The 10,899-nt window shown below is 37.1% G+C and carries 10 protein-coding genes; 6 read left to right on the top strand and 4 right to left on the bottom strand.

Annotated elements, in window-relative coordinates; genetic code table 11:
* On the bottom strand, positions 1–481 hold a 481-nt coding region (locus ACEN4N_RS10285; protein WP_407094173.1), incomplete at its 3' end, for an IS30 family transposase.
* A gap of 170 nt (positions 482–651) precedes the next feature.
* Here ACEN4N_RS10285 and ACEN4N_RS10280 point away from each other — a divergent pair.
* On the top strand, positions 652–1,488 hold the full coding sequence (locus ACEN4N_RS10280) for an NAD(P)H-hydrate dehydratase (RefSeq protein WP_407090335.1): 837 nt from the start codon (positions 652–654) through the stop codon (positions 1,486–1,488).
* A 60-nt stretch (positions 1,489–1,548) separates the two neighbouring features.
* Here the strand turns inward: ACEN4N_RS10280 and ACEN4N_RS10275 are convergent, their stop codons facing one another.
* From ACEN4N_RS10275 to ACEN4N_RS10265, 3 genes are read right to left on the bottom strand one after another with little or no spacing between them, the layout of a single operon-like run.
* On the bottom strand, positions 1,549–4,017 hold the full coding sequence (locus ACEN4N_RS10275) for a heavy metal translocating P-type ATPase (protein WP_138404095.1): 2,469 nt from the start codon (positions 4,015–4,017) through the stop codon (positions 1,549–1,551).
* Between the two features lie 22 nt (positions 4,018–4,039).
* Positions 4,040–4,246, bottom strand: a complete 207-nt coding sequence (locus ACEN4N_RS10270; RefSeq protein WP_138404096.1) for a heavy-metal-associated domain-containing protein — start codon at positions 4,244–4,246, stop codon at positions 4,040–4,042.
* Between the two features lie 33 nt (positions 4,247–4,279).
* Positions 4,280–4,729, bottom strand: a complete 450-nt coding sequence (locus tag ACEN4N_RS10265; protein ID WP_171031274.1) for a BlaI/MecI/CopY family transcriptional regulator — start codon at positions 4,727–4,729, stop codon at positions 4,280–4,282.
* Positions 4,730–4,977: 248 nt separating this feature from the next.
* Between ACEN4N_RS10265 and nrdI the strand changes: the two genes are divergently transcribed.
* The 5 genes from nrdI to pta all read left to right on the top strand — a co-directional run bounded on the left by nrdI (position 4,978) and on the right by pta (position 10,747).
* Entirely contained in the window at positions 4,978–5,358 is a 381-nt protein-coding gene (gene nrdI, locus ACEN4N_RS10260; RefSeq protein WP_138404098.1) for a class Ib ribonucleoside-diphosphate reductase assembly flavoprotein NrdI, read from the top strand.
* Positions 5,351–7,513, top strand: a complete 2,163-nt coding sequence (gene nrdE, locus ACEN4N_RS10255) for a class 1b ribonucleoside-diphosphate reductase subunit alpha (RefSeq protein WP_407090344.1) — start codon at positions 5,351–5,353, stop codon at positions 7,511–7,513. Before nrdI ends, nrdE begins: the two co-directional genes overlap by 8 nt.
* A 26-nt stretch (positions 7,514–7,539) precedes the next feature.
* Positions 7,540–8,601 carry a class 1b ribonucleoside-diphosphate reductase subunit beta gene (nrdF, locus tag ACEN4N_RS10250; RefSeq protein ID WP_138404099.1) on the top strand — a complete coding sequence of 354 codons (1,062 nt, stop codon included), beginning with the start codon at positions 7,540–7,542 and terminating at the stop codon, positions 8,599–8,601.
* Positions 8,602–8,736: 135 nt separating this feature from the next.
* The gene (locus ACEN4N_RS10245; protein ID WP_138404100.1) at positions 8,737–9,678 is read left to right on the top strand and encodes a DUF4349 domain-containing protein; all 942 of its coding nucleotides are present in this window, start codon (positions 8,737–8,739) and stop codon (positions 9,676–9,678) included.
* A gap of 88 nt (positions 9,679–9,766) precedes the next feature.
* Entirely contained in the window at positions 9,767–10,747 is a 981-nt protein-coding gene (gene pta / locus ACEN4N_RS10240; RefSeq protein WP_171031275.1) for a phosphate acetyltransferase, read from the top strand.
* The last annotated feature ends 152 nt before the right edge of the window (positions 10,748–10,899 follow it).

The raw sequence follows: 10,899 nt of genomic DNA, 5'->3' as shown, positions 1-10,899 counted from the left end.
AATGCCCGAACTCTTTTCGATTCTTCACAGATTTGGGGCGTTTTGAGATGGGAGTGCCGATATTAAACTTTCCTCGCGTTTCTTGAGGCTCTCGACTTTTTCCTTTGTGTCTTAAGACAGTTAGGGGCACCTTTAAGATATCTTGGTAAATCCAGTTATAGATGGATTTAAAGGAAAGTTTTCCCTGATAATCTCGTCCAACAATTTGTTCAGGTGACCATGTACATTCTAATTTATCTTGAATGTCTTTAAGTAGCCCGAACGTGTACTTAGGATTTCTACCCTTAAGACGTGCACGTTGATTGGCACCTTCATGGGTATCCAGAGCTTGGTATTGATCTGAAGGGCATCGTTTAAGTTCTCGATAAATCGTTGACCGATGGCGCCCGATTAATTGGGCAATGCGATTAATTTTAAAGCCTTCTTGATAGAGTATTTCTATTTTTGAACGTTCCTCTATGGTAAGATATGTGTAGCTCATAACAGACCTCCGTGTTTATGTTTTTGTCGTTACTAACATTTTACACGAACCTGTTATGGGTTTCTTTATTTGTCGCACTTAATTTTACAATTCATCATATAATAATAAATTTGAAAAGGGAGTGTTAACACTCTCTTTTTTGTATAATGAGAAGGCAAAGGGGGGTAAACATGAAGAAAATTACTAAAGAAATAGTCGTAGACACAATACCTATCAGAGATAAAGATACGTATAAAAATAAAATGGGGCGCATATTATGTGTTGGAGGTAATCATGAAAAGGGTGGAGCCATTATCATGAGTGGTCTGGCTGCTTTGTATTCTGGCGCAGGATTAGTGACTGTCGCGACGGATCCAGTGAACCGGACTAGCTTACATACGCATGCGCCAGAAATTATGTTTGTTAATATGTACGAAACTGAAAGCTTGATTCAAGCAGTAAAAGACAAAGATGTGATTGTGATTGGGCCGGGTTTAGGGCTAAGCGAAGTGAGCCAAACAATCCTTGAAACGATTCTCAAATCAGCGACTAACGAGCAATATCTAATTATCGATGCTGATGCGATTACGCTGCTTGGTGAAGGGAAAGTCAAGCGAGAAACCAATGCCCATTGTATCTTCACACCTCATCTCGGTGAGTGGCAGAGGCTTACAGGTCTAGATAAAAATAAATTAACAGTAGATAGTAATCAACAAGCTCAGAAGGATTTACAAAGCACAGTTGTGTTAAAAGGATCACCTACACAAGTGTATATTGACTCGGATGTCTTTGAAAACACAACAGGTAACCCCTCACAAGCGACCGGCGGGATGGGAGATACGTTGACTGGGATTCTAGCTGGTTTCATTGGACAAATACCGAATGTCAAACAAGCAATTCTTTCAGCTGTGTTCATTCATAGCTACATTGCGGATCAATTAGCAGAAACTCATTATGTCACATTACCAACGCAAGTGATTCGAGAATTACCAAAAATGATGAGAACCTTTGCAGACGCAAAATATTAAACAAGTGCATAAAAGGCTACTGACGAGTAATCCGGTCAGTAGCCTTTTATATGTAAATAATTATTTATTTCTCAAACGTAAGGCATTGAGTAGTACAGAAATTGAACTTAAACTCATCGCAGCCGCAGCGAACATTGGACTTAATAAAGGTCCATCGAAGAAGAGGTAAAGTAAGCCCATCGCGATTGGAATCCCAATCGTATTGTATCCAAAGGCCCAGAATAAGTTTTGCTTAATGTTACGAATGGTTGCATGACTTAAGCTGATAGCTTTTGGGACATCACGTAAATCATCATGCATTAAGACGGTATCAGCCGAATCCATAGCTACATCGGTACCAGAACCAACTGCCATCCCGATATCTGCTTGAGCTAAAGCAGGCGCATCATTAATACCATCCCCAACCATAATCACTTTCTTACCTGCATTTTGTAACTCTTGCACAATAGCAGATTTATCTTCTGGCATGACTTCACTTAGAATGCGGTCAATACCAAGTTCTTCCCCAACAATATTGGCTGTGTATTGGTTGTCACCAGAGGCCATAATAACTTCAAGACCTAAGTTTTTCATCTCTTTAATTGCTTGGCTCGATGTTTCCTTAATAGGGTCCATAACAGCAACAATTCCAATCACTTCATTATCTAAAGCAATATACATCGGTGTTTTAGCTTCATTGGCTAATTGTTTGACTTGTGCCTCTAATGAACTAGGTACTTCACTTAGAGAGTCCATTAATTTTTTATTCCCAATCGCAATTTCTCTGCCTGCTATGTCTGCTTTAATTCCGCGTGCAGTTATGCTTTCAAAGTGATCGGTTGGCAGTAAGTTAATTTCTTTCTCTTCACTATACTTCACAATGGCTGATCCTAGTGGATGTTCAGAAACCGATTCTGCTGAAGCAACCAGTTGTAAGATGTCATCTTTATCAAAGCCTTCGTTAATGATGAAATCTGTAACAGTTGGTTCACCTTCTGTAATCGTTCCGGTCTTATCTAATAGAACAGTCGTTGCGTTATGTATGTTCTCAAGCGTTTGTCCGTTTTTAATTAAGATACCTTGGCTCGCGCCATTTCCAGTCCCAACCATGATTGCTGTGGGAGTCGCTAAACCTAGGGCGCAAGGACAAGCAATAATTAAAACACTAATAAAGATATTTAAAGCGAAATTCAGTGGTTCACCCATCACAAAGAACCAGAATAAACCAGATAGAATCGCAATAATAATAACGATAGGTACAAAGTATCCTGAGATAACATCGGCTAATTTCGCAATTGGTGCTTTAGAACCTTGAGCATCTTGAACCATACGAACGATTTGAGAAATCATCGTATCTTGTCCAATACGAGTAGCTTTATATTTAAAAGCTCCCATCTTATTGATACTTGCGCCAGTGACTAAGTCACCAACTGTTTTTTCAACAGGTAGACTTTCACCTGTTAACATGGACTCATCAATGCTCGAATGACCTTCAACCATTTCACCATCGACAGGTAAGCTTTCACCAGGTCGAACTTGGATAATATCTCCAATATTCAACATTTCAACAGGAATCGTCTCAACTTCTCCGTTCTCACGTACGACACGAGCTGTATCGGGAGCTAATTCCATTAAGCTTTTAATCGCTGAGGATGTTCGTCCTTTAGCCAGTTCTTCCATATATTTACCTAAGGTCATTAAAGTTAAGATGACTGCGGCCGATTCAAAGTATAATTCTAAATGATCATGCGTATTCACTTGTCCAAAAAGGATTAAAGCAGTCATCACGATTCCTTGTAAGTATGCCGCACCCGTACCAACAGCAACTAAAGAATCCATATTTGGATGTCCATTAAATAATGTTTTGAACCCCCGTTTAAATATATCGAAACCAAAATATAAGACGGGAGTCGTTAATATTAATTGTAATACCGCATTGGCCCCCGGATGAATACTTGGATCAATCACTTGCGGTAAAGGCATTCCAACCATTGGACCCATAGTGAGTATGAAAAGGGGGATGGTAAAGATAGCCATCTTAATTAATGTTTGTTTCATCGAGTTTAACTTAGTTTCTTTACGTGCTTGATCTACTTCGTACTGCTCTTTGGCAGTTAATGCTAGCTCAGCTTGATAACCTGCATCAGCCACGGTTTCTTGGATTAATTGAGCGTCTGCAGTCTCTTCCCAAGTTACAGATAATTTTTCAGTAGCTAAGTTAACGGAAGCAGAGTGAACTTGTGGGAGTTTCGCCACTGCTTTTTCAACAGTTTGTGCACAGCTCGCACAAGTCATTCCAGTCACAGAAAAGTTTTGAAAAGTATCATCTGAACGAGCAGGTTCAGTTTGAGTAACCAACGTATAGCCTGCGTCGGATACCGCTTTAGAAATATCATCGAGTGATAGTTTTGACTCATCAAAGTCGACACTTACTTTTTCTGTTAATTGATTCACTGAGGCTTCATTGATACCATCCAATTTATTCACAGCTTTTTCAACAGAAGTCGCGCATGCAGCACAGTGCATGCCTTCAATGGCATAAGTTTTCAATAAATAAACCTCCTATTCTTAATTAAAGTAATTGGTAACCAGCGTCAGTTACAGCTGTTTGCATGCCAACTTTTGAAACAACAGTATCATCATATGTAACATCTGCTGTTTTATTGGCAAAATCGACCGTGGCTTCAGATACACCATCAAGATTTGATAAAGTGTTTTGGATTGTTTTACTGCAATTCATACATCCCATACCTGCGACTTCAAATTGTTCTTTTTTCATATTAATGTCTCCTTTTATTTAATTTATTATTTATTAATGTAAATGACAGTGGCATTGTCCAACAGCACATTCACAAGCTACTTCTTCTGGTGCTGTGAGTGCTTTTGTTTGGAGTTTTGATATTAGCTCCTGAATTTCATCTTGCGATAATTGATTTGTGTCAACAAGGTGACTAATGAGGCTGCCGCGTTCTTTCGTACATATCGAGTCGAAGACTTTATCGGCTTTTAAACGATTGGCCTCGAGTTCTGAAATACCTGGTTTGTATTTTAAAACCGTATCGGTTTTTATTTTTTGAATATTTTCTTTGTTTACTAAACGGTTTATGAGTGATTTTACCGTTCCTTCTTTCCAATCGAGAATGTCTAACACCCGGTCAATGATTTCTCGACTTGTTAAAGGAGCATCTGCCCATAACACGCGCATCACTTCCCATTCTGAATCGGAAATGTTTAAATCTTGAATACTTAATTGTTCAGTCATAATTTCCCTCCTAACACGGGATTGCATTTGTAACCTAACTTTAGTTTACACGTGTAACCTGAATAAAGCAAGAGCAAATTACAAGCTTTTTAAATTTATTTAAATATACTAGAACTATGGATTATAAAACGCATAGACACAATATATAGTATTGGGTCGAATCTTGAAGCACAATATTTAGTTTTATTCAAGGTTTAATTTTGAAGGTAACCATGCTAATATATAGTATTAAAGAGGACGGTGTAGTGATGAAAATTATATATATGTCTGTCATAGGCAATACACGACGTTTTGTTGAAAAGTTAGAAATGGACTCTTTGGAGTTGTCTGAAGTGAATGCATTTTCTGAAATAGACGAAAACTTTATTATGATCGCACCAACATATGCAATTGAAATGACTGATATTTTGAATGATTTCCTAGAGACTGGCGATAATTTATCATATTGTCAGGGCGTCATCGGCGCAGGAAACCGAAATTTTAATGAGCTTTACTGCTTTACAGCAGAAGATATTGCACTCGATTATGATGTTCCATTATTGTATCGATTTGAGTTTCAAGGCTCGGATAATGATGTAAAAAAAGTGAAGGAGATTGTGACTGAAATTGAAAACACCAACTATGTCTAAAGCACCCAATGAAATTACATATTTCAAATTAAATAACGAATTAAATATTCCAGTAGACAATAAAATCCCATTAGAGAAAGATAAAGAGGCGGTGCGTGCATTCTTCTTAGAGCATGTGAACCCTAATACTGTGTTTTTCTATACATTAGATGAAAAATTAGATTATTTAATTGAACATGACTACTTAGAAGTAGGTTTCTTAAATAAGTATGACCGTGAATTCATTAAGAAATTAATGCAAACAACTTATGAGAAGAAATTCCGTTTCAAATCATTTATGGGCGCACATAAGTTTTATAACCAGTACGCTTTAAAGACGAATGATGGGGAAAGATACTTAGAACGTTTCGAAGATCGTATTGTGTTTAATGCCTTATTCTTAGCGGACGGGGACGAAGTTCTTGCAACAAATTTACGTGATGAATTAATCGCTCAACGCTTCCAACCTGCAACACCAACATTTTTAAATGCTGGACGTAAACGTCGTGGTGAGATGGTATCTTGTTTCTTAATTGAGATTAGTGATGATATGAACTCAATCGGACGTAGCATCAACTCTGCCTTACAATTAAGTAAGCGTGGTGGAGGCGTAGGTCTAAACTTATCAAACTTACGTGAAGAAGGCGCACCGATTAAGAAAATCGAAAACGCGGCTTCAGGTGTTGTACCAGTTATGAAATTATTTGAAGATTCATTCAGCTACGCCAATCAATTAGGACAAAGAAATGGTGCTGGAGCGGTTTATTTATCAATCTTCCATCCAGACATTGTCCGCTTCTTATCAACTAAGAAAGAAAATGCGGATGAGAAAATCCGTGTGAAAACTTTATCGCTTGGAGTAACGGTTCCGGATAAATTTTATGAATTAGTTGCAGAAGATGCTGATATGTTCTTATTCAGTCCTTATGATGTTGAACGTGTTTATGGCGAGCCTTTTGCTTATGTGGATATTACGGAAGAGTATGAGAACATGGTTCAAAATAAAGAAATCCGTAAATACAAAGTCAAAGCACGTGAATTAGAGAACGAAATAAGTAAATTACAACAAGAATCAGGCTATCCATATATTATTAATATTGATACAGCCAATGATGCGAACCCAATTGATGGGCGCATTGTAATGTCTAACTTATGTTCAGAAATTTTACAAATTCAACAACCATCAATTATTAATGATGACCAAACCTTTGAAGATGAAGGAATTGATATTAGTTGTAACTTAGGTTCTACAAATATTGTGAATATGGTCGATTCACCTGACTTTGCTAAATCAGTGGATACAGCTGTCCGTGGTTTAACATTCGTTACAGATCATACCAGTATCGATGCTGTACCAAGTGTGCGTAGAGGGAATGAATTAAATCATACCATCGGTTTAGGTGGCATGGGACTTCATACGTTATTCGCAATTAATCAAATCTATTACGGATCTGATGAGTCTTTAGAATTAACAGAAGCATATTTCTATGCGTTAAACTACTGGTCATTAGTATCAAGTAATCAAATTGCACGCGAACGTGGTGAAACTTTCTATAATTTTGAAAATTCTGATTATGCTAATGGTTCATACTTTGATCGTTATATTGAAGAACCATTTGTTATTGAAGATGAAAAAGTAAAAGAAATCATGAAAAATGTGCCACTTCCAACTGCAGAAGATTGGGAAGCGTTAAGAGATATGGTTCAAAAAGATGGACTATATCATGCTTACCGTCATGCGATTGCACCAACTGGAAGTATCTCATATGTAAACGAGACAAGTGCGAGCTTACACCCAATTACACGTCTAATTGAAGAGCGTCAAGAGAAGAAAACGGGTAAAACATATTACCCAGCGCCACAATTATCAAATGATACGATTGACTACTATGAGTCAGCTTACGATATTGATATGCGTAAAGTCATCGATGTGTATGCAGCGGCTCAAAGACATATCGATCAAGGAATGTCTTTAACGTTGTTCATGCGTTCAGAATTACCTGAAGGGCTTTATCCTTGGAAACGTCCTGGTGAAAGAAAGATGAACACGAGAGATTTAAATATCCTACGTAACTATGCTTGGAACCAAGGCATTAAATCAATTTACTATGTTCGTACATTTACGGATGATGGCGATGAAATTGGAAGTAATTATTGCGAGAGCTGTTCAATTTAATAAGTTTTATAAAGGAGAATAAATGCATGGTAGAACCAAATTACATAGCGATAAATTGGAATGATATCGAAGATACCGTTGATAAATTAACTTGGGAAAAGCTGACTGAGCAATTTTGGTTAGATACACGTATTCCAGTATCGAATGATTTAGATGATTGGCGTCGTCTTTCAAAAGCAGAACAAGATATGTTAGGGAAAGTCTTTGGTGGGTTAACACTTTTAGATACACTGCAATCTGAAGAAGGGGCTGTTGTCTTATTAGATGATGCAAGAACACCACATGAAAAATCTGTTTTAAGTAATATCCACTTTATGGAAGCAGTACATGCTAAATCGTATTCAACGATTTTTATTACATTGAATACAAACTCAGAAATTGACTCAATCTTTGATTGGACGAATACGAACGAATTAATCCAATTCAAATCGGATAAAATTAATGATGCGTACCAAAATGGTACACCGCTACAAAAGAAAGCGGCAAGTGTCCTACTTGAATCATTCTTATTCTATTCAGGTTTCTACGCACCATTATGGTATTTAGGAAACAACAAAATACCTAACGTAGCTGAAATCATTAAACTTATCCTACGTGATGAATCTGTTCACGGAACTTATATTGGTTATAAATTCCAATTAGGCTACAATGAGTTAGGCGAAGCAGAACAAGAAGAATTAAAAAACTGGGTCTTTAACTTACTATTTGAATTATATTCAAATGAAGAAAAATACACGTCTCATTTATATGATGAATTAGGTTGGACAGAAGACGTAAACACATTTGTTCGCTACAATGCGAATAAAGCTTTACAAAATATGGGCTTCGAACCTTTATTCCCTGATACAGCTGAAGATGTGAATCCGATTGTTATGAATGGTATCTCAACAGGAACAAGTAACCATGACTTCTTCTCACAAGTTGGGAATGGTTACCTACTTGGAGAAGTTCAGGCTATGGAAGATAATGACTACAAGCAATGGGCAATTAATGACCGTCGCAAACAACGTATGCAATACCGTCAAGAGAAGAAACGTCGCCGTGAAGAAGCGAAAAACGCTCAAGCGTCAGCAAAAGCAACAGATTAAACTTATAAACTCAATGAGGGATCACAAAAGTGATTCTTCATTGAGTTTTTTATGTTCAAAAAGCCAGTCAACATGTAATTAGTGGTTTTAGGCATGAAAACCCTTTATAATGAAGTATAAGAGAGGTGTGATAGCGTGAAGAAATGGAAATGGGGAATATTGTTTCTAACTGTATTTTTCCTATATGCATGTGAATCTCAAGAACAGTCAACTACTACGTATCCTGACGCCAACTACACAACCGAAATGGCCCAAGAAACTGACGAAAATGTCAGTCGCCAACAAACAAATGAAGATCGAGATATTATCTACACGGCCAATGTGATTTATCAAACGATTCGTTATGATGAAGCGAAGCAAAGTATTGAAGAAATTATTGAGGCCAATAATGCTTATATTCAATATCAAGATGAATCAATGAATGAATACAGTTATGCAGAAAGTTCTCAGTCGCTCACATCATTAAGTTTGACGATCAGAGTTCCTCGAGACAATTATGAAGAGACGCTTACACAGTTTGAAAACAATGACCAAGCTCAACTTATTCAACTATCACGCGGTTCTCAAGATGTAACCCAACAAGTTCAAGATATTGAAATTCGTATCGAAGCGATTGATTCTAGAATTGACCGACTGAATGAACTTAATGATCAAGCAGAGTCCGTTACGGATTTAATTGAAATCCAAGGCGCTTTAGAAGAAGCAATTGCGAGTCGGGATAGTTTATTAGCAGAACAATCTTCTGTCTCCGCAGAAGTTGAAAATGCAACGATACACTTGAATTTACAAGAAGTTGTTGAGTTATCTGATGGAAGTGAAAGTCAATTGACTTTCTGGGATCAAATTGTCGCAGCCTTTAACGATACTTGGGAAAATTCAATTGAAGCTTTCCAATGGGGGATTTTAACAATTATATTCTTAATCCCTTACATCATCGTGATTATTATCATAATATTAATCATACGATATGTCTTGCGTCCATTGTTTAGAAAAATTAAAGATGTCTTACCAAAGAGGAAAAAGAAAGCTATAAGTGAGGCTAATAGAGAAAAGAACAACTTTAATACAGAAGATTGAGTAAAACAGTTTCAAAAATTGTAAAAAACGTGTAATATTAAGTAGTAAGCGTTTATTATAAAGTTAAATTATGGGAGGAATATCTAGAATGGATATGTTTAAATCGTTATCACAGAAGATTGAAGGAAAAAAGGTTAAAATTGTTTACCCTGAAGCTACTGATCCACGTGTTTTAGGAGCAGCTGTTCGTCTACATTCAGATAAATTAGTAGAACCAATTTTATTAGGAAATCCTGCTGAAGTTGAAGCAATTGCTACAGAACGTAACTGGAACACTGGTGATTTAACAATCATCGATCCTAACAACTATGACGAATTCGATGCAATGATCGCATCTTTCGTAGAACGTCGTAAAGGTAAAAACACTGAAGAGCAAGCACGTGAAATGTTACGTGACAATGCTTACTTCGGAACAATGTTAGTTTACATGGACTTAGCAGATGGATTAGTGTGTGGAGCTCAATACTCAACAGGTGATACTGTTCGTCCAGCACTACAAATCATCAAAACTCGCCCAGGTGTTAAATTAACAAGTGGTGCGTTTGTTATGGTTCCACCTAACAATGATGGTGAACGTTTAATCTTTGCTGACTGTGCGATTAACATTAACCCAGATGCACAATCATTAGCTGAAATTGCTGTAGAAAGTGCTCAAACAGCTAAAATGTTCGATATCGATCCTAAAGTTGGTTTATTAAGTTTCTCAACTAAAGGTTCTGCAGCTTCACCAGAAGTTGACAAAGTCGCTGAAGCTACTCGTATTGCGAAAGAATTGGCTCCTGACTTAGCTATCGATGGAGAATTACAATTTGACGCAGCTTATATTGAATCAGTTGCTGATAAAAAAGCACCTGAATCAGAAGTTGCTGGTAAAGCGAACGTATTCGTATTCCCAGAAATCCAATCAGGTAACATTGGTTACAAGATTGCTCAACGTTTAGGTAACTACCAAGCAGTTGGTCCAATCTTACAAGGTTTAAACAAACCTGTTTCTGATTTATCTCGTGGATGTGTCGAAGAAGATGTTTATAAAGTTTCAATTATTACTGCTAACCAAGCAATCATGTAATTGAGTCTTTTCACTCATAAATAAGCGGTTCTTGAATTTTTGGTGTTGGTGAGAGAAATCTCACTGACACCTTTTTTTGTATGTACACAAAAGCCAGTGAATTCCTATATAATAAAGTTACCATACATTACTAAAAGGAGAATTCACTTGGC

The organism is Ruoffia sp. FAM 20857, assembly GCF_045528645.1.
In the GTDB taxonomy this organism is placed as follows: Bacteria; Bacillota; Bacilli; order Lactobacillales; family Aerococcaceae; genus Ruoffia; species Ruoffia halotolerans.
This window is presented reverse-complemented; position numbering and strand designations above follow the sequence as displayed.

What these genes read in the sequence shown, in the direction of transcription:
- ACEN4N_RS10280 (WP_407090335.1), top strand. Translation starts at nt 652, where the DNA reads ATGAAGAAAATTACTAAAGAAATAGTCGTAGACACAATACCTATCAGA.
- ACEN4N_RS10270 (WP_138404096.1), bottom strand. Translation starts at nt 4,246, where the DNA reads ATGAAAAAAGAACAATTTGAAGTCGCAGGTATGGGATGTATGAATTGC.
- ACEN4N_RS10265 (WP_171031274.1), bottom strand. Translation starts at nt 4,729, where the DNA reads ATGACTGAACAATTAAGTATTCAAGATTTAAACATTTCCGATTCAGAA.
- nrdI (WP_138404098.1), top strand. Translation starts at nt 4,978, where the DNA reads ATGAAAATTATATATATGTCTGTCATAGGCAATACACGACGTTTTGTT.
- nrdE (WP_407090344.1), top strand. Translation starts at nt 5,351, where the DNA reads ATGTCTAAAGCACCCAATGAAATTACATATTTCAAATTAAATAACGAA.
- nrdF (WP_138404099.1), top strand. Translation starts at nt 7,540, where the DNA reads ATGGTAGAACCAAATTACATAGCGATAAATTGGAATGATATCGAAGAT.
- pta (WP_171031275.1), top strand. Translation starts at nt 9,767, where the DNA reads ATGGATATGTTTAAATCGTTATCACAGAAGATTGAAGGAAAAAAGGTT.